General features: G+C 61.6%; 17 protein-coding genes. 14 read left to right on the top strand and 3 right to left on the bottom strand.

The window, feature by feature from the left end:
- Positions 1-102: 102 nt before the first annotated feature.
- From greA to PMX60_RS06710, 8 genes are all read left to right on the top strand, one after another.
- Positions 103-573 (top strand): transcription elongation factor GreA, encoded by a 471-nt coding sequence (gene greA, locus PMX60_RS06745; RefSeq protein ID WP_006234960.1) that lies wholly within the window; start codon positions 103-105, stop codon positions 571-573.
- Positions 574-652: 79 nt separating this feature from the next.
- On the top strand, positions 653-2,617 hold the full coding sequence (gene lysS / locus PMX60_RS06740) for a lysine--tRNA ligase (RefSeq protein ID WP_271747322.1): 1,965 nt from the start codon (positions 653-655) through the stop codon (positions 2,615-2,617).
- A gap of 342 nt (positions 2,618-2,959) precedes the next feature.
- Entirely contained in the window at positions 2,960-4,528 is a 1,569-nt protein-coding gene (locus tag PMX60_RS06735; protein ID WP_271747320.1) for a threonine/serine exporter family protein, read from the top strand.
- A 313-nt stretch (positions 4,529-4,841) separates the two neighbouring features.
- Positions 4,842-5,390: a DUF2798 domain-containing protein gene (locus tag PMX60_RS06730; protein WP_271747319.1), complete on the top strand. Its 549-nt coding sequence runs from the start codon at positions 4,842-4,844 to the stop codon at positions 5,388-5,390.
- Between the two features lie 281 nt (positions 5,391-5,671).
- Entirely contained in the window at positions 5,672-10,111 is a 4,440-nt protein-coding gene (locus PMX60_RS06725) for an acyl-CoA dehydratase activase (protein WP_271747318.1), read from the top strand.
- Entirely contained in the window at positions 10,095-10,784 is a 690-nt protein-coding gene (locus tag PMX60_RS06720) for a TetR/AcrR family transcriptional regulator (RefSeq protein ID WP_271747317.1), read from the top strand. Before PMX60_RS06725 ends, PMX60_RS06720 begins: the two co-directional genes overlap by 17 nt.
- A 192-nt stretch (positions 10,785-10,976) precedes the next feature.
- Complete coding sequence (locus PMX60_RS06715; protein ID WP_271747316.1) at positions 10,977-13,619, top strand: ATP-dependent Clp protease ATP-binding subunit; 2,643 nt, start codon at positions 10,977-10,979, stop codon at positions 13,617-13,619.
- Positions 13,620-13,944: 325 nt separating this feature from the next.
- A complete protein-coding gene (locus PMX60_RS06710; RefSeq protein ID WP_271747315.1) occupies positions 13,945-15,402 on the top strand; it encodes an aminoacyl-histidine dipeptidase in 1,458 nt (485 codons plus the stop codon).
- 127 nt (positions 15,403-15,529) lie between these two features.
- Here the strand turns inward: PMX60_RS06710 and PMX60_RS06705 are convergent, their stop codons facing one another.
- The 3 genes from PMX60_RS06705 to PMX60_RS06695 all read right to left on the bottom strand — a co-directional run bounded on the left by PMX60_RS06705 (position 15,530) and on the right by PMX60_RS06695 (position 18,004).
- Positions 15,530-16,834 carry a type II toxin-antitoxin system HipA family toxin gene (locus tag PMX60_RS06705; RefSeq protein ID WP_271747314.1) on the bottom strand — a complete coding sequence of 435 codons (1,305 nt, stop codon included), beginning with the start codon at positions 16,832-16,834 and terminating at the stop codon, positions 15,530-15,532.
- A gap of 3 nt (positions 16,835-16,837) precedes the next feature.
- Positions 16,838-17,305: a helix-turn-helix domain-containing protein gene (locus PMX60_RS06700; protein ID WP_215673995.1), complete on the bottom strand. Its 468-nt coding sequence runs from the start codon at positions 17,303-17,305 to the stop codon at positions 16,838-16,840.
- Positions 17,306-17,425: 120 nt separating this feature from the next.
- Entirely contained in the window at positions 17,426-18,004 is a 579-nt protein-coding gene (locus PMX60_RS06695) for a manganese efflux pump MntP (protein WP_271747313.1), read from the bottom strand.
- 373 nt (positions 18,005-18,377) lie between these two features.
- Here PMX60_RS06695 and disA point away from each other — a divergent pair, with 373 nt between their 5' ends.
- From disA to PMX60_RS06665, 6 genes are all read left to right on the top strand, one after another.
- Positions 18,378-19,418 (top strand): DNA integrity scanning diadenylate cyclase DisA, encoded by a 1,041-nt coding sequence (disA, locus tag PMX60_RS06690; RefSeq protein ID WP_369796797.1) that lies wholly within the window; start codon positions 18,378-18,380, stop codon positions 19,416-19,418.
- Positions 19,418-20,146 carry a 2-C-methyl-D-erythritol 4-phosphate cytidylyltransferase gene (gene ispD, locus PMX60_RS06685; RefSeq protein ID WP_035137545.1) on the top strand — a complete coding sequence of 243 codons (729 nt, stop codon included), beginning with the start codon at positions 19,418-19,420 and terminating at the stop codon, positions 20,144-20,146. The genes disA and ispD overlap by 1 nt, the downstream gene beginning before the upstream one ends.
- Positions 20,136-20,630, top strand: coding sequence for a 2-C-methyl-D-erythritol 2,4-cyclodiphosphate synthase (gene ispF, locus PMX60_RS06680; protein WP_006234975.1), 495 nt, complete (start codon positions 20,136-20,138; stop codon positions 20,628-20,630). The genes ispD and ispF overlap by 11 nt, the downstream gene beginning before the upstream one ends.
- A 3-nt stretch (positions 20,631-20,633) precedes the next feature.
- Positions 20,634-22,100 (top strand): cysteine--tRNA ligase, encoded by a 1,467-nt coding sequence (gene cysS / locus PMX60_RS06675; RefSeq protein ID WP_227790774.1) that lies wholly within the window; start codon positions 20,634-20,636, stop codon positions 22,098-22,100.
- 167 nt (positions 22,101-22,267) lie between these two features.
- Complete coding sequence (gene rlmB, locus PMX60_RS06670) at positions 22,268-23,182, top strand: 23S rRNA (guanosine(2251)-2'-O)-methyltransferase RlmB (RefSeq protein WP_271747312.1); 915 nt, start codon at positions 22,268-22,270, stop codon at positions 23,180-23,182.
- 3 nt (positions 23,183-23,185) lie between these two features.
- On the top strand, positions 23,186-23,863 hold the full coding sequence (locus tag PMX60_RS06665; RefSeq protein WP_271747311.1) for an NYN domain-containing protein: 678 nt from the start codon (positions 23,186-23,188) through the stop codon (positions 23,861-23,863).
- The last annotated feature ends 13 nt before the right edge of the window (positions 23,864-23,876 follow it).

Below are 23,876 nucleotides of genomic sequence, written 5' to 3'. Positions count from 1 at the left end.
ATCCCTTTGGGGTGAGCACCTGACCGGCTTGCCCGCAGGCTAGCCGGTCTTTTTCGTTTTGTTGACAGTTGATTGTTTGATCAGAGTTGGGGAGATATCCGTATGGACGCAAGCCAGATCGTACTGACCGCTGAGGGCCGCCAGAAGCTCGTCGAGGAGCTCGCCTGGCGTGAGGGCGATTACGCCAAGGAGATCGTCGAGGACATCAAGGAAGCCCGCGCGTTCGGCGACCTTTCGGAGAACTCCGAGTACGATGCCGCCAAGGACAAGCAGGCCCAGAATGCTGCTCGTATCGCCGAGATCCAGGCCATTCTTGCCAACGCTCAGGTTGCTGCCACTACGGGCGATCTGACCGTCTCCATCGGTTCCACCGTTTCGCTGATTGATCCCAACGGCGAGGTCATGGAAGTCACGCTCGTTGGTACCACCGAGACCAACTCGCTCGAGCACAAGATTTCCAACGAGTCTCCGGTCGGTCACGCCATCATCGGTCACGGCGAGGGCGACTCCGTCGAGGTCGTTACGCCTTCCGGCAAGACTCGCGTCTACACCATCGCCAAGATCGCACGCTAGACCACGGTCCCGCGTAAAGGTATGTTTTCGCTCCCTGGGACCGAATCCTGGGGAGCGTTTTAGTTTGAGGAGCTAACTTATGGCAGAGAACCAGAACGCCGCCGATCAGGCATCGACGCTCAACGACGAGCGCGCCACCCGCCTGGCCAAGCGCGCCGCCCTGTTCGAGGCGGGCCAGAACCCCTATCCCGAGCACTCTGAGCTTGAGGACTACGTCGCCGATATCGAGACTAAGTACGCCGATCTTGCCGATGGTGAGGACACCGAGGATGTCGTGAAGATCGCCGGCCGTGTGGTCGCCAAGCGCGGTCAGGGCAAGATCATGTTCATCGTCGTGCGCGATGCGACTGCCGAGATTCAACTGTTCTGCCGCATCAACGACATGGACGAGGCTGCCTGGAATACGCTCAAGGCCCTCGACCTGGGCGACATCCTGGGCGTGACCGGCGTGGTCGTGCGCACCCAGCGCGGCCAGCTTTCCGTTGCTCCTAAGAGCGCGACCCTGCTTGCCAAGGCCGTTCGTCCGCTGCCCGAGAAGTTCCACGGTCTTTCCGACAAGGAGACCCGCTATCGCCAGCGCTATGTCGACCTGATCGCCAACGACGACGTTCGCGAGACCTTCCGTAAGCGTTCGCAGATTCTCTCCACCTTCCGTCGCTTTATGGAGTCCGACGGCTACATGGAGGTCGAGACCCCCATCCTGCAGACCATCCAGGGCGGCGCTACTGCCAAGCCGTTCATTACCCACTTCAACGCGCTCGATCAGGAGTGCTACCTGCGTATTGCCACCGAGCTGCACCTCAAGCGCTGCATTGTCGGTGGTTTTGAGCGCGTGTTCGAGATCGGCCGCATCTTCCGTAACGAGGGCATGGACCTTACCCACAACCCCGAGTTCACCACGATGGAGGCCTACCGTGCCTTCTCCGACCTCGAGGGCATGAAGGCACTCGCCCAGGGTGTCATCAAGGCTGCCAACAAGGCCATCGGCAACCCCGAGGTCATCGAGTACCAGGGCCAGACCATCGACCTTTCTGGTGAGTGGGCCAGCCGTCCCATGACCGACATCGTCTCCGACGTGCTCGGCAAGCAGGTCACCATCGACACGCCGGTCGAGGAGCTTGCTGCCGCCGCGCGCGAGAAGGGCCTGGAGATCAAGCCCGAGTGGACTGCCGGCAAGATCATCGCCGAGATTTACGATGAGCTGGGCGAGGACACCATCGTCAACCCCACGTTCGTGTGCGATTACCCCATCGAGGTCAGCCCGCTTGCCAAGCGCTTTGAGGACGACCCGCGCCTGACGCACCGCTTTGAGCTGGTTATTGCCGGTCACGAGTACGCCAACGCGTTCTCCGAGCTCAACGACCCGGTCGACCAGGCCGAGCGCTTTGCCGCTCAGATGGCCGAGAAGGCCGGCGGTGACGACGAGGCCATGGAGTACGACGAGGACTACGTGCGCGCCCTCGAGTACGGTATGCCTCCTGCGGGCGGCATCGGCATCGGCATCGACCGCGTGGTCATGCTGCTCACCAACCAGGCTTCTATCCGCGACGTGCTGCTGTTCCCGCACATGAAGCCCGAGAAGGGTTTCCAGTCCGGTGCCGCTGCCGCCAAGGCTGCCGAGGCCGGCAACGCCGCGAGCCCGTTCGTTACGTCGCTTAAGCCCACGCTCGATTACTCCAAGATCGCCGTTGAGCCGCTGTTCGAGGAGTTCGTCGACTTTGATACCTTCTCCAAGAGCGACTGCCGCGCCGTGAAGGTCAAGGCATGCGAGGCCGTCAAGAAGTCCAAGAAGCTGCTGAACTTTACGCTCGACGACGGCACCGGCACCGACCGTACCATTCTCTCCGGCATTCACGAGTACTACGAGCCCGAGGACCTGGTCGGCAAGACTCTGCTCGCCATCACCAACCTGCCTCCGCGCAAGATGATGGGCATCCCCAGCTGCGGTATGCTCATCAGTGCCATCCACGAGGAGGAGGGCGAGGAGCGTCTCAACCTGATCCAGCTCGACGCTTCCATCCCCGCCGGCGCAAAGATGTACTAGGGGGTTACGGCGTTTTACCAAACGCCGTAACCGCTCGACGCTGCGCGCCGCCCAGAGCGACAATTTGTCATTCAAAAGGCAAGGCATGACCAGAAGGTCTATGCCTTGCCTTTTTCATGTCAACTTGTTCGCCCTGGACGTCGCTCGCTGGCGTTGCCAAAACATCGGCGTTGCCGGAGTAGCCATTGGGGACGTTCTTGTTTGACTGGTCATTTAAGAACGTCCCCAATGACTACCCAACGGCTATTGAGCACATGGCTCGCATGACAGTCGTCTCTTTTATGTTTCCTTTAGCCGTTGCTGCCTAGGATGGGGGTTAGTCGGTAGGAAGGGAGCCCCTGTATGGACGATGTGAGCGAGCGTGCAATCGAAGAGGACATGCTCGATCAGTTCAATTACTTTGATGATGAGGATGAGGAGCTAATCGATCGTCGCGAGCCAGCGCCGCTTGATTCCTTTGATCTGGTCGATGAAGAGCCCGACGAGGACGAGGGCGAATCGGCGGAGCCCTCACAGCCTTCGCGCCTTGACTCGCTGCTTTCGAGAGCCCCCATGCACCACGGTGTCCGTGCCGGCGCGCTCCATATGAAAACTGACTGGCACCAGATCGTGACGGCAGGCGATGAACTTGCCGTCGATGCGCCGCTCACCGATAAATCATCCATCATCTGCCGCACCGGCATGCTTATGCTGGCAAGCGGAACGGGTGCCTGGCGCGTGCGCGATACCATGAATCGTGTTGCTGCCGTACTGGGCGTCACGATTCACGTCGACCTGAGTCTTCTGTCGTTTGAGTGCACCTGCATCGAAGATGGCCACTGCTTTAACGAGGTTGTCAGCTTGCCCACAACGGGCGTCAATACCCATCGCATTTGGATGATGGAGAGTTTCCTCAAGGAAATCGAGACCTATGGTCGTCGCTTCACGGTGCACGAGTATCACGAGATGCTCAAGACCGTTGAGAGTTCAAAACCTGATTACGCGCCTTGGCAACAGGGCCTTGCGGCGGCCTGCGCCTGTGGCGCCTTCGTTTTTTTGCTCGGCGGCGGCCCTATCGAGATGGCCTGCGCGTTCGTGGGCGCGGGTGTCGGCAACTTTGCCCGCTCCCATATTCTCAAGCAAGGCCTTGGTCAGTTCAGCGCGCTGACGACCGGCGTTGCGCTCGCTTGCGTTTCGTATCTGCTGGCATTGCTCGGCCTTGGCCAGGTCATACCGGGGGCAATGTCGCACCAAGAAGGCTATATCGGCGCCATGCTCTTTGTGATTCCCGGCTTTCCACTCATTACGGCAGGCCTCGACATCGCTAAGCTCGACATGCGAAGCGGTATCGAGCGCCTTTCATATGCCGTATCGATTATTGTGATGGCGACCCTCGTAGGTTGGATGGTTGCCGAGTGTGTTGGCCTGGCGCCGGACGACTTTGCCCCACTGGGCCTTTCGCCGCTTGCCCTTACGCTCCTGCGCGTGGTGATGAGCTTCGTTGGCGTATTCGGCTTCTCGGTGATGTTCAACAGCCCGGTAAAGATGGCCGCGGCAGCTGGGTTGATCGGCGCCGTGTCCAATACCCTGCGTCTGACCCTTGTCGATGCGCCGACGATGATTCCCTTCCTGGGCCTCAGCACGGGAATGCCTCCCGAGGCAGCAGCGTTTATCGGCGCGCTGGTATCGGGGCTGCTCGCAAGCTTGGCTGAAGTCAAGCTCACCTACCCGCGCATCGCCCTCACGGTGCCTTCGATTGTCATTATGGTGCCGGGCTTGTATCTGTATCGCTCGATGTATTACATGTGCACCTTCGACACGGTCAATATGCTCGGCTGGTTTGTGCGCGCAGTGCTCATCGTAGCGTTTCTGCCCGTTGGACTGGGTGTGGCGCGTACGCTCACCGACCCTCGCTGGCGCCACACCAGCTAATTGGTACAAGGGGGACAGGTTACTTTGCACCAAATGAGTTGCGGTGAAATAGGGACTGAATTGCTGCTTAAAGGGTCAAAACAGTCCGTATTCCACCGCAACTTATGGGGTCGGGGGATTATCGGTGCCCTGCATCTTCATAAACTCAACGCTTACGAAGCGCATGCGTTTCGTGCTAGGCTGGTTCCACCACATAAGTAGTCGCAGACGCGCGTACCACGGGCGGGCGAGATGAAGTTCCAACAGCTCCATCTTGCCCGCCCGTTTTTGTTGCGTGGCGCCGCGGTACAACACAGAGAGGAATCTGCCCTTTATGCCTATCAACAAACGAGAGAGCCTGCTGTTCACCTTTATCATGTGCTTTTGCATGGTGCTCTGGATGAGCATCTACAACGTTGCCCTGCAGCATGGGGCCATCAACGGCGAGGTCATTGCCGCTGCATGGCTCGGCTTCCCCGTTGCCTACGTCTTTGCCATGTGCTGCGACTGGTTTATCGCCAGCCCGCTGGCCAAAGGCTTCGCCTTCAAGTTCCTGGTTACTCCGGGCAAGAGCTCGCCGCTCGCTATGACGCTTGCCGTCAGCTCCTGCATGGTCGTCCCCATGGTCATCATCATGTCGCTGTACGGTGCCTGCGAGGGTCTGACGCACATGCCCGGCGGCATCCTTGCGAACCTGTATTCCGTGCCCGCGATCTGGATGATCAACATCCCGCATAATTTTGTGATGGCGCTGCCGTGGAACCTTTTGGTAGCCGGTCCGATTTCCCACTTCGTCTTCCGTCGCGCCTTCCCTGTGGGGACGGTTTTCGAGGAGGAGCATGCCGAGCTCTTGGAGCAGGCTATGGCTCCTGAGTGCGAGTAGCTCGCTTAGGGATCTGCTGAGCGCGGGCGACTTGCTTGGTTGGAGCCCTAAGCGTGGATAGCTCTCTCGGCGACATCGCGGGCGTGAGCGGTGCGCATGACCGGAGGGCCCGTGCTGCTCCGTTGCCCGACGTGCTAGCGCGCAGAACAATCTGTTGGTGCATTTGGCGGCTGCTGAAGCGTTTCGGCAGCCGCTTTTTATACGGAGTTTAAATACAACAGTCTGTTGTATTACGTAGAGTGGTATATCTCTAGCAGGAAAAATGCGAGAGACGGAGCATTATGGCGTTGCTAGTAGGACTGGACGTAGGGTCGACGACGACCAAAGTTTACGCGATGCACGAGGATATGACCGAGGCGTGGTGGGGATATCGCCGCCACGGGGCGTGTCAGACAGCGAGCGTGCGCGCCATGCTCGGCGAGCTCGCCGAGCGCTTTCCCCATGAGTCGCTGCGCGTTGCGGTGACCGGCTCGGGTGCGCGCGATATCGCGACCGCGCTGGGCGCCTCGTACGTTCAGGAGGTGGTCGCCAACGCGCTCGCGATCAGCAGGTTCTATCCGCAGACGCGCTGCGCCATCGAGCTGGGCGGCCAAGACGCCAAGATGATCTTCTTCCGCACCAACGATAAGGGAGACATCGAGGTTGCCGACATGCGCATGAACGGCTCGTGCGCAGGCGGTACCGGTGCATTTATCGACGAGATGGCAAAGCTCATGGGGGTCGGCACCGAATCGGGCGAGTTCGAGCAGCTCGCAAGCCGGGGAACGACCGTCCACGAGGTCTCGGGCCGCTGCGGCGTGTACGCAAAGACCGATATCCAGCCGCTGCTCAACGAGGGCATTCCTACCACCGACCTGGCGCTTTCGGCGCTTCACGCGGTCGCCCGCCAAACGATCGGCGGTCTGGCCCAGGGTATCGACATCGAGCCGCCGGTAATCTTCGAGGGCGGTACGCTCGCCTACAACCCCACGCTGGTCCGCGTGTTCCGGGAGCAACTGAATCTATCGGACGATCAGGTTATCGTCCCGCGCGATCCGCAGATCATGGTCGCGCTCGGTGCCGCCCTGTCGCTGACCGACATGTTCGCATCGTCCAAACCGATCGACCTTCCCGACGCTTTTGTCCGGCTGGGTAAGCTCGAGACGGTCGCGCCCGCAAGCGGGGAGGGACGTCTTGCCCAGCCCTTTTTTGCCACACCTGCCGAGCAGGCGGATTTTACGGCACGCCATGGCAAAGAGACGCCGGCAAAGGGTCCGGATGCGTATGCGCCCGGAGAGACGGTGCGTGTGGCGCTCGGTATCGATTCGGGGAGCACGACGACCAAGTTCGCCTTGGTCGATGAGGCGGGTGAGCTTGTCGATTCGTTCTACGCGTCTAATAACGGCAGACCGCTCGACGTCGCCCAACAGGGTCTTGTCAGCTTGAAGAACCGCTGGGAGACAGCGGGAGTCACGCTTGCGATCGATGCCGTGGGCACCACGGGATACGGCGAGGAGCTTTTCGCGCGCGCGTTCCACGCCGACTACCATACGGTCGAGACGGTCGCGCACGCCCGCGCCGCGTGCGCATGCGTTCCCGATGCGACCTTCGTGCTCGACATCGGCGGACAGGATATGAAGGCCATCTGGCTCAACCACGGCGTGCTGACCGATATCGTCGTCAACGAGGCGTGCTCTGCGGGCTGCGGCTCGTTCCTCGAGGGTTTTGCCAAAAACCTCGGAATAGCCGTTGAGGATATCGCGACCGAGGCATTTTCGTCCAAAGCCCCCGCCGTTCTCGGCAGCCGCTGCACGGTGTTCATGAACAGCAGCGTCGTTTCCGAGCAGCGGCGCGGTAAGGGTCCGGGCGACATCATGGCCGGTCTCTGCCGTTCGATTATCGAGAACGTGTTCACCAAGGTCATTCGCGTTTCAAATCTCAACCGTCTGGGCGACAAAGTCGTCGTCCAGGGCGGCACGTTCCGAAACGACGCGGTGCTGCGCGCATTCGAGCAGTATCTGGGCAAACCCGTCACGCGTGCGCCCCACCCGGGGCTGATGGGCGCTATCGGTATCGCCCTGCTCGCGCGCGAGGAATGCCGCAAGGGCGACGCCGGCACGTCGTTTATCGGGCTCGATGCCGTGGAGCGCTTCGAGCATCGCGAGTTCGGCGGCGTTACCTGCCGTCGGTGCAACAACCGCTGCCAGCGCGCGGTCGTGGCATTTGGCGACGGCTCGCTTTACGTCACGGGCAATCGCTGCCCGCGCGGCGGCGCCATCTCATGGGATGAGCTCGTGCGCGAGGTTCCCGCGGCGGAGGAGCTGCGTCCGCAGGGTGCTTGCGAGGCACAGGCACCCGGCACGGGGCGCGACCGGACCGCGGCTGCCCCCAATCTCTTTGTCGACCGCGAGAAGCTGCTGTTCGAGTCGTACCCCACGGTTCCCGTCTGCGGGGGGCGCGATGTCACGATCGGCATTCCCCGTGTGCTCGAGTTCTGGGACACCATGCCGTTCTGGTCGACGTTCTTCAGCACGCTCGGCTTTAAGGTGCGCGTCTCGGGACGCAGCACCAAGGCGATGTACGAGCGCGGTCTGGCGCACGTCACATCCGACACCGTGTGCTTCCCGGCCAAGCTCGTCCACGGGCACATCCGCAATCTCGTCGACGCCGGCGTCGACCGCATCTTCATGCCCATCATCACGACGGTGCCCACCGAAAACACCGCCTCTACCAGCGAGTGGATGTGCGCCGTCGTAAAGGGATACCCCTACGTGATGCGCAATTCCGATAACCCGCAGGAGCGTTTCGGCGTTCCGTTCGATACGCCGCTGTTCCACTGGTACGACGAGGGCGACCGAAACCGCCAGCTCAAGGCGTGGTGCAAGGAGACCTTCGATATCGATGCCGACCTGGTTGCCAAGGCGACCGAGCAGGCGGACCGCGCGCAGCAGACGTTTGAGAACCAGCTGCAACTGCGCGGCAGGCAGGTGCTCGAGAACGTGCGCGAGGACGGCGGCTACGCGGTGGTGATCGCTTCGCGCCCGTACCACAACGACCCGCTGGTCAACCACGGGCTGCCCAAGCTCTTCTCTGAGCGCGGCATCCCCGTGCTGACGCCCGATGCGGTGCCAGGGGTCTGCAACGTCGATCTTTCCAACAGCCGCATCGACATCGTGAACAACTACCATGCGCGCATGCTGTCGTGCGCGGTCATCGTCGCATCGACGCCCGAGCTCGAGCTCGTGCAGATGGGCAGCTTCGGCTGCGGCCACGATGCGTATCTCACCGACGAGATCGCGCGCATGATGGGCGAGATGGGCTCCAAGGTTCCGATGATGATCAAGCTCGATGAGAGCGACGTCGCCGGTCCCATGGGCATTCGCGTGCGTTCGTTTATCGAGTCGGTCAACCGTCGTCGCGCGGAGGAGCGTGCCGAGGGCGCCCGGGTGCACGCGGTCCATCCGCTCGACGACCCGTATAAGGTCAAGTACACCAAGCGCGACCGGCACGACAAGATCGCGCTGGTCCCCAACACCTCCCATGCGTTCTGCAGGCTCATGACCGCGGCGATGCGCAATCAGGGCGTGCGCGCCGAGGCCCTTGATATCGGGCGCGAGGATGCCATCCGCCTGGGCAAACGCTATGTGCACAACGACATCTGCTTCCCCGCGCAAATCGTGATCGGCGAGGCGCTCGCGGCACTCGAGAGCGGTAAGTACGACCCGCACGACGTCGCCGTGGTGACTGGCAAGTATATCGGCGACTGCCGCCTGACGCACTACATGCCCCTGTTGCGCCGCGCGCTCGACGACGCGGGATACGACTATGTCCCGGTGCTCACCAACGACGACGTCGATGCCCACAATGTGCATCTGGGCTTCAAGCTCGGCCTTGGCCCGAGCATCCAGATCGCCTACGGTCTTCCCATGATCGATGCCCTCGAGGCCATGCTTAGGCGCATCCGTCCCTACGAGCTCGAGAAGGGCGCGGCGGACGCTGCGTTCGACCGCGCGCTCGATGAGGTTATCGAGGGCATGGAGCGCTCCGGGCTGAGAGGCCAGGCGACGGGCTTCAAACGCGCGCTTGCGATCATGGACGCCGTTCCGTACGACCGCTCGAACCCGCATCCGACCGTTCTCATCGTGGGCGAGTACCTGCTCAATTTCCATCTCGGCGCCAACCACGAGATCGAGCGCTACCTCGAGGACAACGGGCTCGAGGTCATCGAGGCGCGCATGACCGACGTGATCCGCAAGACCTATTTCTACAAGCATGCGCAGTCGCGCGAGTTCCACGTCGACCTGTCGCTGCCCGAAAAGGCCTGGTACGCCACGGCGGACAACCTGTTCGAGCTCGCGCACGACCGTTGCGACCGCCTGGGCGCGGCGAGCCCGCTCTACGAGCCGCCGACGCGCATGCCCGAGCTCGTGCGCGCGAGCGATAAGATCCTGCACCATACGTTCGATGCGGGCGAGGGCGTGCTGATTCCGGCGGAGATCCTCGAGCACGCCAAGCGCGGCTGCCGCAACTTCGTGATCCTGCAGCCGTTCGGGTGTCTGCCCAACCATGTCGTGGGGCGCGGGCTCATCCATGCGCTCAAGGAGCAGTATCCCACGGCGCAGTTCCTGCCGCTCGACTACGATCCCGACGTGAGCTTCGCCAACGTGGAGAACCGTCTTCAGATGCTCATCATGAACGCCAAGGCGCAGGGGTGCGGTGAGGCGCATGGCGAGACCGCGTAAGGACGCCGATGCGCCCGATGCACGCACCCGTATCATCGAGGCGTTTTGGGAGCTCATCGAGAACAACAGCATCTTCGAGCTGTCGGTTGGCGAGGTGACCCGCGCCGCCCAGTGCAATCGCGGAACGTTTTACTACTATTTTCACGATTTCGATGAACTCGTCGCCATCGCCATAGCCCAGCTGCTGCAGGATAACGAGCTCATCACCGATGCCCTCTGGCATTTTTCGAGCGAGGGCGACCTTTCGGCGTTCGACCGGCGCGACGTCCGCTGCCTGCTGCGGCGCATCGTCATCACCATGAGGGCGGGTGCCGCCGAGCAGGTCGTGCAGGGCATCCATACGATCATCATCGACCGCGTGAGAGAGATCGTCCACCCCGACGGAGAAGAGCTCAAGGCAGATTCGAACTTTGCGGTGGGCTTTCTGGTCTCGGGCATCATGGGCTTTGTGATGGCGGTCGGCTTTGCCCGGGAGGGCGGCGAGGAGATAGACCTCGAGCAGCTGGGGGACAGCGCGTGCGCGTACCTGAGGGCGGTCGCCATGCAGACGGTGGAAACGGTCGCGCAAGTCGAGGGCGTCGATACATCCGAGCTGCTCGAACGCGTCTCCAAGGAGGCCGATGTCTATCGCGCATCGCGTGCGACGAGTCCCGACGTGGTGAAAGACGCCTAGGGTTTCTCTTGCGGGGCGCCTGTCGCGCATCGCGCGGTGAGTCCCGCGATGCGGTCATAACCTGCATTCATGTGAGCCGGGTTTATAGATATTCCTCCAGCTGTTAACATAGACAACCTGTGGGTAAAGAAACAAAAGCGCCGCCGACGGGCGGGCGTTTTGATTTCGATGAACTCATGTAAGGAAACGAGCATGTTAGATAGATTTACCGATCGCGCGCGTAAGGTCATGTCAATGGCCAAGCAAGAGGCGCTCGATCTACACTCAAATAAGGTGGGCACCGAGCACCTGCTGCTCGCACTCGCCAAGGAGGACGAGGGCATCGCTGCCGAGGCGCTGCGATCGCTCGATATCTCCTACGACGACATCATGGACACCCTCAAGGAGGTCCAGACCACGGTGCCCGAGCCCAGCGAGGAGACCGAGGCCGCCAAGCTTGCCTTTACGCCGCTCGTCATTAGCGTGATGGAGCGTTCCTTCCGCGTGGCACGCGAGAACAACCAGACCTACGTGTCGACCGAGCACCTGCTCATCGGCATCGTCGAAGAGGGCAACGGCATGGCCATGGACGTTCTCATGCGCCTTGGCGTGTCGTCTGCCTCAATTAAAAAAGCCATCGAGAAGCTTACCGCCAAGGACCAGGACAAGAAGCGCCCGCTCGCTGGCGCTGGTGCCGGGCGTCCCGGTGCGGGCCTGCCGTTCTTTAGTGGCTCGGATGCCTCCCAGCAAAGGGGGGGCGGCACTGACACGCTTAAGCAGTTCGCCACCAACCTCACGCAGAAGGCCCGCGACGGCAAGCTCGATCCCGTGATTGGCCGCGAAAAGGAAGTCCAGCGCATGATGGAAATCCTTTCGCGCCGCACTAAGAACAACCCGCTCATCTTGGGCGACCCCGGCGTGGGCAAGACGGCCATCGTCGAGGGCCTGGCCCAGCAGATCGCCGCCGGCAACGTGCCCGAGAACCTCATGAACCAGAATATCTGGACACTCGACCTGCCGGGCCTCGTTGCGGGCGCCAAGTATCGCGGTGAGTTCGAGGAGCGCCTCAAGAACGTGATCCAGGAGGCGACCGAAGCCGACGACGTCATCTTGTTTATCGACGAGATGCACACCATCATCGGTGCCGGTTCTGCCGAGGGTTCTATCGATGCGAGCTCCATGCTCAAGCCGGTGCTCGCACGCGGTGCCTTCCAGATTATCGGCGCCACCACGGCCGAGGAGTTCCGCAAGTACCTCACCAAGGATCCGGCCTTTGAGCGCCGCTTTCAGACCATCGATGTCGAGGAGCCGAGCGTCGAGGACACGGTCAAGATCCTGACCGCGCTCAAGCCGCGCTACGAGGAACACCACCATGTGCGTTACACACAGGGTGCTATCGAGGCTGCCGCGAACCTCTCCAACCGCTACATTCAGGACCGCTTCCTGCCCGATAAGGCCATCGACCTCATCGACGAGGCCGGTGCCCGCGCCCGCATCGCCGCCAACCGCGCGCCCGAGCCGGTGCGCGAGGCCGAGCATCGCGTCGAAGAGCTCAAGGCTGCCGCACAGGAGGCCACCGAGAGCGACGACATGAACAAGGCTGCCGAGATCACTGAGCAGCAAAAGGCTGCCGAGATTGAGCTTGCCGAGGCCAAGGCTGCCTGGACGGCCGAGCTCGACGCGAGCCCGCTCACCATCGACGTTGCCCAGATCGCCGACATCGTCTCCGTGACCTCGGGTGTGCCGGTGTCTTCGCTCACCGAGAGCGAGAGCCGTCGCCTGCTGCAGACCGAAAGCGTGCTCAAGACCCGCATTATCGGCCAGGACGAGGCAGTCGAGGCCGTTGCCAAGGCCGTTCGCCGCAGCCGTTCGCCGCTCAAGGACCCGCGTCGCCCCGGCGGCAGCTTTATCTTCCTGGGCCCCACCGGCACGGGCAAGACCGAGCTCGCCAAGACGCTCGCCGAGTACCTCTTTGGCAGCAAGGACGCGCTCATCAGCTTCGACATGTCGGAGTTCGGCAGCGAGTTCGAGGTCTCCAAGCTTATCGGTAGCCCCCCGGGCTACGTTGGCCATGACGAGGGCGGTCAGCTCACCAAGGCCGTGCGCCGTCATCCGTACTCGGTTGTGCTGTTCGACGAGATCGAGAAGGCGCACCCCGACATCTTCAATATCCTGCTGCAGGTGCTGGAGGAGGGCCGTCTGACCGATAGCCAGGGCAAGACGGTCGACTTCCGCAATACCGTGATCATCATGACGTCCAACGTGGGCGCCCGTGAGATTGCTCAGGATGCGAGCGTTGGCTTTGGCACCACCGGCGAGCAGGGTCTCACGTCGAGTGAGATCAAGAGCCGCGCGATGGGCGAGCTCAAGCGCCTGTTCCGCCCCGAGTTGCTCAACCGTATCGACGACATTGTGGTGTTCCAGAAGCTTTCGGGCGAGAATCTGACTAAGATCGCGCACCTGCTGGTGGACGACTTGCGTCAACGCCTGATTGCCAACGGCATGAACATCAAGCTCACCGATGCGGCCTACGACAAGATCGTGGCCGAGGGCACCGACCTCACCAATGGCGCGCGTCCGCTGCGCCGTGCCATCCAAAAGCTCATTGAGGACCCGCTGTCCGAGGAGCTGCTGGCCGGCGAGTGGGGCGAGGGCGATACCGTCCTGTGCGATGTGGCCGACGGCAAGTTTGTCTTTAGCCACGGCACGGGCGAGATTCCGGCACCGCGTCCGGTCGGCGCGCTCGGCGGCGATACCGCTCTGGCGGCGCCGCACACCGGCAACGCCGCGCCCGTAAGCGGTGGAGTGAGTTCGGGCCCCGGCGGCATGATGCAAGCCGGTTCCGGCGCGCTGTAGGGCGTAACAAAAACCTTGTGTCCACGAGGGCGTTCCAAAGGAGCGCCCTTTTTCTGTTGGAAAGGCCCCTTCGTTCAAGGTAAATCTCATTAAACATACCAACGGCGTATGCATAAACGTTGATCAAGCGTTGAGGTTGGTTGAAGGGCCCAACGTCCCTTCGCGCGGCCCGTCTAACCTGCTTTATCTTAATAAAGTGACGTTTCCCCGCCGTTAGCCGATGATGCGGGGGCGCTCGGCGTTTTCGACTGGTTTATGCACGCAAAGTCTGGGAATATACAAGGCGCATGTCTTACTGTCTAACCAGTTGCGCCAAGGAGGCACCATGGACTACAAGATCATCGGCTACGAGCCCGCCCAGCTATTCCATTTCTTTGAGGATATCAGCGCGATCCCCCGCGGGTCTGGTAACGAGAAGGGCATCAGCGATTTCCTGGTCGCGTTTGCCAAGGAGCGCGGTCTCGATGTGTACCAGGACGAGGTCTACAACGTCATCATTCGCAAGCCCGCGTCTGCCGGCGCCGAGAATGCCCCGACCGTGATGCTGCAGGGTCACATCGACATGGTGTGCGACAAGCTGGGTTCCGTCGAGCACGACTTTACGACCGACGGTATCGACTTGGTCGTCAAGGACGGCGTCCTTACCGCCAACGGCACCACGCTGGGCGCCGACAACGGCATTGCTGTCGCTCTGATGCTTACCGTACTCAACGACGATTCGATTGCTCATCCGGCCCTCGAGTGCGTGTTCACCACCGACGAGGAGACCGGCCTGGTTGGCGCCGAGACGCTCGACAAGTCCCAGATCACCGCCCGTACCATGATCAACCTCGATTCCGAGGAAGAGGGCGTTGCCACCGTCAGCTGCGCCGGCGGCGTCGTCGTTACCTACACCTGCCCCATCGTGCGCGAGCACAAGACCGGTAGCACCCTCACGCTCGACATCTCCGGCCTGCTGGGCGGTCACTCCGGCAGCGATATCAACCTGGAGCGCGGCAACGGCAACCTCATCATGGCCCGCATCATCGACCGCCTGATGGTTGCCGGCGAGCCCGCCATCGTTAGCTTTAACGGCGGCACCAAGGACAACGCCATCAACCGTGAGTGCAAGGCTGTTCTGGTCTACGCCGACCACGCTGCCGCCGAGGCCGCGGCCCAGATCGCAAAGGGCATCATCGCCGACGTTACTGCCGAGCTCGAGGTCTTCGACCCCGGCTTTACCTGCACGGTTGAGATTGCCGACGACGCTGAGGTCGAGGCCATGGACGAGAAGTCCGCACTTGCCCTTATTCGCGCTCTGCGCCTTGCCCCCAACGGTGTGATCCGCCGCAACGTCGCCACCGACGGCTCCGTCGAGGTTTCCTCCAACATCGGTGTGGTTGCCACTTCTGACGACGAGGTCAAGATCATGCTGTCCCCGCGCTCCTCGATCACCTCGCTGCAGAACGAGTTTAAGGACCGCCTGCAGACGCTGGCCGATGTCCTGGGATTCGACGCCAAGTTTGAGTTTGAGTATCCCGGCTGGAGCTATGCCGAGCATTCGCCGGTCCGCGACGTCTTTGTCGAGAGCTATCGCGAGCTCTTTGGCTCTGAGCTGCGTATCGAGTCCATTCACGCCGGCCTTGAGTGCGGTCTGTTTGCCGAGGCCCTGCACGGCCTGGACGCCATCGCCGTGGGCCCGACGCTCTCCGATGTCCACACCCCGGACGAGAGCATGGAGCTCGCTTCTGCCGAGCGCTTCTACGAGCTGCTCATCGACGTCCTCAAGCGCCTTGCCGTGTAAAGGTTGCGCTAGCAGCAGTCCGAGTCACGTGCTAGCGGATTGCAAATGACATTACGAGAGGGGGCATTCGAGCGTTTGCGACGGGTGCCCCCCCTCTTTTGTTTGATAATTGCGAAATTACGGTCACCTAGTCCATTTCTGCCCTGATGAGGTCGAGGGTGCGCTGGCAGTTTTCGCGGACGGGGCCGAGCATATGCTCGCGCAGGTCCGCCATGCCGGGCAGGTCGGCGTATTCGTCCATGACCTCTTCCATGCAAATGGGTACCTCGTAGGCGAGGTCCATCATGGTCGCAAAGCAAAACTTCTCGGATAGCCCGGCATCGGTAAGCGCCGTCTCCAGCGCGGGATCGCCCATACCGTGGTATCGGCGGATAGCGCCTGGACCGATTCGCCCCACACGATTTTCGCCGCCAACGCTCATGGCGAGGCGCGCCCGGCGGCGCATGCGCTCATACGCCAAACCCGACGCGACATCGTACATTCGAGCCATCATGGCTGCGCCGTCGTTTCCAAGGAGCAGGGAATAGTTTTTCGCGTGCGCATCCGGTGCGCCGATAATGGCGTTGAAGAACAGTATCTGCGTAAACAGATACAGGTTAAGTTGATGGTGGCTCGTATTTACGAGGAGCTCTTGAATGTCGCGGGTGGTCGGGCCGCCGTCTGCTGTGTACTTTTGGGCGGGCATCACCCCAAGTGCCTGACAGAGGTCTTCTTGATGTAGGCGCCTGATCATTCCGTCTTCGACTTTCACGCGGTCATAGCGCTCAACAATGAGGGCAGGTTCGTCCTCAAACATACGATATTCGACGTTTGCCGTTGCGATACCGGCGCGCTGGGCGCTTTTCATGCAGACAAACTCATTGAGAGCCTCAAGTTTAAATCCGATGACGCCATTTTTGAAAATATGCGTCGTGGGCGAGGAGCCCACGCATTCGCACCAGCGACCGTCTATGAGTGCGAGAGCGAACTTGCCCTGATTGCCTCCAAGTGACCAACTTTCATCTAGGCCCATCCACGATGCATTGCGGTCATCTCTGATTGACTTGAGTCGCAGTGCAATCTCGTGATCGCCTATAGGGCGGTATTCGCTGGTGCGATGCAAGACGGCGTTGACGTCTTCTTCGGCGCAAAACTGCACTCCACCCGGACAGTCAAGTCCGATATGGCTGAGTAGCGCAACGGCATTGTTGGGTCTAACGTCGAATTCGGCAGCAATCGCCTTTCGTTGGTCCTCGCTGTCGGGTAGAAGGCCAAACAGGTACGGATTCATGACCTGTTGTCCGTATGTGCGATTCGATACGGGTATGTTGGTCGATAGGGCTGGCCCGTCATAGTCATGATCGTAGGTAAAGCTGATAAGACCGTTCTCATCTTGCGCGAGCGTTCCAGCAGGCACGCCGCAAATAATGGTCCGAAGTGATGTTCTGGCCATTGGCTATTTCCCTTCGGGCATGGTTTGGCTAGATGCGTTTGCGGCAATCGAGACTCCGAGATTGGACATGGCGAAATCGGCGAAGGCCCTGTCGTAGAGCTCGGACGTAAGGGGGGTATCTGCAAGAGCCGGAATGGTTGTGCTGCGACGGTTGCGATGATGAAGACGTTGAGCGTGATGGCGTCTGGAGGTGCTGCAAGGTTGATCAGCATGCGGGGCGTCGACTGGGTGCTCATTTTTCGTTTCGCTTATATCCCCTTGTGCTGCGAGCGCCAGTTCAAGAGCGTCGAAAATCGCCAGCAGCTTGTCGAGTCGAATGCCGGTGGCGTCTCCTAGCTCGAGCGATGCGAGCAGGCGCTCCGAAACACCGGCCTTATTAGCGAGGGCGGCACGGGTGAGACCCTGAGCCTCGCGTGCCTGGCGCACGTAGATGCCAGCTTGGCGCGGTGTGGTGATGGGAAGGGTATCCACGGCGATCTCCTAACGTGCAGACTTTTGCATCATAGTATGACATGCAAAAGTCTGCATGAAAAGGCCTCATGCAAAACTCTGCATTAGGCCTCATCCGGACGTTTAGTTTTGAAGGGTGTTTTACAGCGCCAAAATCCCCAGATGCTCCAGCAAAATCTTGAGGCCGATGAGGACGAGCACGACGCCACCCACGATGGTGGCGGGCTTTTCGTAGCGCGCGCCAAAGGTGTGGCCGATCGCTACGCCGGCAACGGAGAAGACAAAGGTCGTGATGCCAATGAGCGACACGGCGGGAACGATATCGACCGAGAGCGCGGCAAACGAGATGCCCACGGCAAGCGCGTCAATCGAGGTGGCGATGGCAAGGATTAGATATTCGCCCAGGTCGATCTTTTCGGCATCCTTGCCGTCGCCTTCGTTCTCGTCCTCAGTAAAGGCTTCCCACAGCATCTTGCCGCCGATAAAGGCGAGCAGGATAAAGGCGATCCAGTGGTCGATGGGGCTGATGATGCCCATGAACTGGCTACCAAGGGCCCACCCAATTACGGGCATGCCGGCCTGGAAACCGCCAAAGAACAGGCCGAGTATCACGGCGACCTTAAGGTCGATCCTTTTCATGCCAAGGCCCTTGCAGATGGATACGGCAAAAGCGTCCATAGAAAGGCCGATAGCGAGCAACACAAGCTCTGCGAGTCCCATAGTCTGGCTCCCTCTCTGCGGGCGGGCCCGCGTGTACCTCTTGGGGGAGTAACAAAAAAGACCCGTGGCGTACGCGTTGCGCGCACAGCCACGAGTCTCGTTCATTAAGGCAAGCCAGGCCGCATCGGCCAGTGTGTTGACTTGCCGCGCCACCGGAGGCGAACCCGATCACGCGACTACTCCCTCATTTATGCGAATCCCGATGCTACCACATGAACAGCTGATTTGGGTTGGGCTCTCAGCTGTGTTCGCTCATTCTGTAAGCATCGGATTTCGCAAGCGCCGCAGGGACAAACCGTGAGAAACTATTTAGCGTTTATGGAGCGTATACGATGGGAGCGATGCCTTGGATAAGAACGAGCTGCAAAAGCGTATGGAACAGGCCATCCGCCTGACGGCACCTGGTCAGCCGATCCGCACCGCCCTCGACATGATCATCGCCGGTCACCTGGGCGCCCTTATCTGCGTCGGCGACACCGAAAACGTGCTCGCTGCCGGTAACGACGGCTTCCCGCTCAACATTTCGTTTACCTCGAACCGCCTGTTCGAGCTTTCCAAGATGGACGGCGCCATCGTTATCGATGGCGACCTCACCCAGATCCTGCGCGCCAACTTCCACCTCAATCCCGATCCCTCGCTCGCCACGAGTGAGACGGGCATGCGTCACCGTACTGCCGCTCGCATGTCGGTGCTCACCGATGCCATCGTGATCTCGGTTTCGGCTCGTCGCGCCGTCGTCAACGTGTACGTCCACGGCAAGAGCTACGAGATTCAGCCCGTCACCACCATCATGAGCTCGGTCAACCAGCTCGTCGCCACGCTCCAGACTACCCGTCAGTCGCTCGATCGCTCCCTGTTGCGCCTGACGGCCCTCGAGCTCGACGACTACGTCACACTCGCCGACATTACCGGTATTTTCTCGAGCTTCGAGATCATGCAGCAGGCAAAGACCGAGCTTAAGGATTGCATTGTCAAGCTGGGTAACCAGGGTAAGCTCGTGCAGATGCAGCTCGAGCAGCTCGCGGGCTCCAGCATGGATACCGAATACGACTTGATGATCCGCGACTACGCGAGCGATTCCTCTGAGGCCAACGCCGAGAAGATTCGCGCCGAGCTGAGCCGTATGACGCCTAAGGACCTGTCCGACCCGCAGCACGTGGCGGCAGTTCTGGGCTATGACGACTTGGACGAGGACTCCGTCATGACGCCGCTGGGCCTGCGCACGCTTTCGCGCGTGTCCGTCGTGCGCGACGGCGTGGCCGAGAAGATCGTCGACGAGTACGGCTCGCTGCAGGAGCTCATGGACGACATCAGCGAGGATCCGGAGCGCTTGGGCGACTTTGGCGTCAACAACCCTGCCATTCTTGCGGACTCGCTGTACCGCATGAAGGGCACCAAACAGGGGAACGCATAATGGCGCCCGTATGCGCCGTGGTCGTTGCCGGCGGCAGCGGCCAGCGCTTTGGAAATCCCGGCGGCAAGCAGCTCGTTAATGTGGCGGGCCGTCCGCTCATGAGCTGGTCCATCCGCGCGTTCGATCGTAGCGATAAGGTCGGCCATATCGTCGTGGTTTGCCCTGCCGAGCGCCGTGCCGAGATGCGCCGCCTGGCCATTGACCCGTTTGACTATGACACGCCCATCAGCTTTGCCGATGCCGGCGATACCCGTCAGGATTCCACCCGTGCCGGCGTGCATGCGGTTCCGGCGGGTTTCGAATATGTCGCCATCCACGACGGCGCTCGTCCGCTCATTACGACCGAGGCCATCGACCACGCTATCGACGTGCTCGTGAGCGACCGTGCCCTCGACGGTGTCGTGTGCGGTCAGCCCGCGATCGACACGCTCAAGATCGTTGACGGCGATAATATCGTCGAGACGCCGCCGCGTGAGCTCTACTGGGCAGCGCAGACGCCGCAGATCTTTAGCGTCGATGCTATGAAGCGCGCCCACGCTGCAGCCATTGCCGAGGGCTTTATCGGTACCGATGATTCGTCGCTGGTCGAGCGCATGGGTGGGCGCGTCCGCTGCGTCCAGAGCCCACGCGATAACCTTAAGGTGACGGTGCCCGAGGACCTGCGTCCCGTAACCGCGATTCTGCTTGGCCGCATGGCCGAGGGAGAGGACCTTCCCCATGTTCAGTAACCTGCGCATTGGCCATGGCTACGACGTTCACCGTCTGGTGGAGGGGCGTCGATGTATCATCGGCGGTGTCGACATTCCCTACGAGCGCGGCCTGCTGGGCCACTCGGATGCCGATGTGCTCGCGCACGCCTTGGCCGACGCCATTCTGGGCGCCTGCCGTGGGGGAGACATCGGCAAGCTATTCCCCGACACCGATCCCGCCTACGAGGGTGCCGATTCGATGGTGCTGCTTGCCCGCGTGATGGACTATGCGCGTGAGCTGGGCTTTGAGTTTGTCGATGCCGATTGCACCATTGCCTGCCAGCAGCCTAAGATCACCCCGCATCGCGATGCCATGCGCGCCAACCTTGCCCATGCCCTGGGCGTTGACGTCGAAAACGTGGGCGTCGCCGCCACTACGACCGAAAAGCTCGGTTGGGAAGGCCAGGGCGAGGGAATCGGCGCCTGGGCCGTCTGCCTGCTACAGAAAACCGTTAAGGAGTAACGAATGCGTATCTACAACAGCGCTACCCATAAAAAGGAAGAGTTCCAGCCCATCGAGTCCGGCAAGGTCCGCATGTACGTGTGCGGCCCCACGGTCTACGACAACATCCACATCGGCAACGCCCGTACGTTCATCAGCTTTGACGTGATTCGCCGCTGGCTCATCGCGAGCGGTTACGAGGTCACGTTCGCCCAGAACCTCACCGATGTCGACGACAAGATCATCAAGCGCGCCAACGAGCAGGGCCGTACGGCCGCCGAGGTCGCGACGGAGTTCTCCGACAAGTTCATCGGCGTCATGCGCGCCGCCAACGTGCTCGATCCCGATGTGCGCCCCCGCGCCACCAAGGAGATCGGCCCCATGATCGCCATGATCAAGACGCTTATCGAGCAGGGCCACGCTTACGCAGCCGATAACGGCGACGTGTACTTTGCCGTGCGCAGCGATCCCAACTATGGTCAGGTCTCGGGCCGCAACATCGACGACCTTATGGTTGGCGCGCGCATCGAGGAGAACGAGGACAAGAACGACCCGCTCGACTTTGCCCTGTGGAAGGCCGCCAAGCCCGGCGAGCCCAGCTGGCCGAGCCCCTGGGGCGAGGGCCGTCCCGGTTGGCACACCGAGTGCGCCGCCATGGTGCATCGCTACCTGGGCACTCCGATCGACATCCACGGCGGCGGCTCCGACCTTGCCTTCCCGCATCACGAGAACGAGTGCGCCCAGGCCACCTGCGCCTGGCACCAGGGCTTCTCCAACACCTGGATGCACACGGGCATGCTGCTGGTAGACGGCGAGAAGATGTCCAAGTCGCTCGGCAACTTCTTTACGCTGGCCGAGGTCCTCGAGCAGCACTCCGCTGCCGCCCTGCGCCTGCTGATGCTGCAGACGAGCTATCGCTCGCCGCTCGACTTTTCTTGGGAGCGCCTGGAGGGTGCCGAGAACTCGCTCACGCGTATCGCCGGTACGGTCGAGAACCTGCGTTGGGCCGCGAACCACGCGACGGCCGATGCCGACGAAGCGGCTGCCGAGGCGTTTGCCGCCAAGGCCGCCGAGACCCGCACCACCTTTAAGGAGTGCATGGATGACGACTTTAACACCGCCGGTGCCATGGGTGCTGTCTTTGGCTTTGTGACCGAGTGCAACCAGTACCTGGAGCAGGCGGGCGATGCTGCCGACAAGGCCGCTGCCCTGGCCGCCGCCGATACGCTGGTCGAGCTGCTCGATACGTTTGGCGTCGAGCTTCCCGAGCCCAAGGTCGAGCTGCCGCTGGGCCTGCTGGGCGTTGCCGCCGGCCTGGTCGCCTACACGGGCGACGACGTGGACGAGGCTGCTGCCAAGATTCTCGAGGCCCGCGCCGAGGCCCGTGCCGCCAAGAACTGGGATCTGGCCGACGCCATCCGCGACCAGCTCAAGGACCTGGGCCTGACGATTGAAGATACCGCCGCCGGCACTCGTATCAAATCTCTCTAATCCCCGCGGGTTTCCCAAGCACCCGACCGCCCGAGCCACGGCACCTTGCCTTTCAATCGTCGGGCATGACCTCAAGGTCTATGCCCTCCTCTTTCAAGGCAATCTGCCGCACCTCGGGCGGTCGGTCTATTTGTTTCGTTTGATAGTTGTATTTAGGAGGTCGCTTTATGGCCGACAATCGCAAGCGTGCGCCTCGTGGCGGCAAGCAGGCCGCTTCTGGCTCGCGTTCGATTCGCCGTAATGACCGCGCTGCTGCTCCCAAGGGCCAGCGCGATCGTGCCCAGGCCGCACGTCCGCAGCGCGATCGCAACCGCGACGCTGTCCAGGCTCCCAAGGGCGAGTTTATCGAAGGCCGTCGTGCTGCCGCCGAGGCGCTACGCACTGGTTTTCCCATCAAGTGCGCGCTCATTGCCGAGGGCGGGGAGCGCGATGCCGCTTTGTCGCGCCTGGTCGACGACCTCAACGCCGCGGGTGTCCGCATTAAGTATGTGCCGCGCGCGCAGCTCGACGCGCTGTCGAGCCATGGCGCCCACCAGGGCATCGCGCTCGAGGTTGGCAACTTTCCCTATGCCGATGTCGCCGATATTCTCGACCGCGCAGGCGAGGGCCCGGCACTTGTCGTGGTGCTCGACCACGTGACTGACGACGGCAACTTTGGCGCCATCGTGCGCTCCGCCGAGGTTGTGGGCGCGGCCGGCGTCATCATCGCCAACAAGCGTGCCGCCGGCGTGACCGTGGGCAGCTACAAGACTTCAGCCGGCGCCGTCATGCATCTGCCTATCGCGCAGGTGCCCAACATCGCCCGTGCGCTCGATGACCTCAAGGCCGCTGGCTTTTGGGTGGGCGGTGCCTCTGAGCACGCCGAAGGCAGTTGCTGGGATGCTCCCTTCGAGGGTCGCGTGGCGCTCGTCATGGGCTCCGAGGGCGACGGCATCTCGCGTCTAGTGCTCGAGAAATGTGACTTTTTGACCAAGCTTCCCCAGCGCGGCATGACCGAGAGCCTCAATGTTGCCCAGGCGACTACGGCCCTCTGCTTTGAGTGGCTGCGCCGCAACGCCGGCGAGCTCATGGGGGAGGAGTAGCGCATGTCCAAGAAGAACCGTGCCAAGTCCAAGGCCAAGCGCTTTGGCGAGGGCTCGGCCAAGCCGATTGTTTCGGCCGCGACCTACGGCGTGGGCGGCAATGCGTTTGCGCAGGCTATCGCCGACCCAGTCTCGACGGTGCACTCCAACAAGCCCGAGCTGCTGGTGGTCGACGGTTACAACGTGATCCACTGCACGCCGCGCTACGAAAAGCTCGTGTACGACCATTCCGACGATCCGTATTCCAGCGACGTCCACGATATGGCGCGCACCGCCCTCATCAACGACGTTGCTGCCTTTGCCCAGGGCCGTTACGAGGCCGTGATCGTGTTTGACGGCGCGGGCAATATCTCCAGTGAACGTCCCAACCTGCCGGCCCGCGGCGTGCGCATCGAGTTCTCGCCGACGGGTGTTTCAGCCGATACCGTGGTGCAAAAGCTCTGCACCGAGGCGCGCGAGGAAGGCCGCGCATGCTCCGTGGTATCGAGCGACGGCACGATCCAGGCCGTCGTCATGGGCAAGGGTGTCACGCGCATCTCGAGCCGTATGCTGGTGGACGAGATCAAACAGATCGACAACGACGTGCACGAGGCCGAGGAGGCCCCGCAGATCAAGATGACCCTGGGCAGCCGTCTAAGCCCCGAGGCCCTGGCCAAGCTTAAAGCTCTGCGCGGGAGGTAGGGGAGTTGGCGGG

Origin of the sequence: Collinsella aerofaciens (assembly GCF_028206995.1) — a bacterium.
Taxonomy (GTDB): domain Bacteria; phylum Actinomycetota; class Coriobacteriia; order Coriobacteriales; family Coriobacteriaceae; genus Collinsella; species Collinsella aerofaciens_AQ.
The sequence above is the reverse complement of the archived record's forward strand: the minus strand, read 5'-3'. Positions and strand labels throughout refer to the sequence as shown.